The organism is Methylobacterium nigriterrae (assembly GCF_037106235.1).
GTDB lineage: Bacteria > Pseudomonadota > Alphaproteobacteria > Rhizobiales > Beijerinckiaceae > Methylobacterium > Methylobacterium nigriterrae.
Window position 1 is genome coordinate 1 of record NZ_JBAWTG010000970.1, and the last position, 262, is coordinate 262.

The 262-nt window shown below is 70.2% G+C and carries 1 protein-coding gene; it reads right to left on the bottom strand.

Annotated elements, in window-relative coordinates; genetic code table 11:
• Positions 1-262 (bottom strand): AMP-binding protein (locus tag WDW90_RS39905; RefSeq protein ID WP_336493092.1); only part of this gene is annotated, 262 nt, incomplete at both ends.

Consider the following 262-nt stretch of genomic DNA (forward strand, 5'->3'; position numbering starts at 1 on the left):
GGTAGAGCGGCAGCGCCGTCACCATGACGCGGCCGGGCTCGGGATCCGTCGCCTCGAACCAGAGCTGGCTCTGCTCGATATTGGCCATGATGTTGCAGTGGGTCAGCATCGCGGCCTTGGCGACGCCGGTCGTGCCGCCGGTATATTGCAGGAAGGCAAGATCCCCGGGCTCGATGCTCGGCCGCCGGCGGCTCAGGCCACTGCCCTGCCTGACGACGGCGTCGAGGCGCGTCGTGCGGTTCGCCGGCAGGGCGAAGGCCGG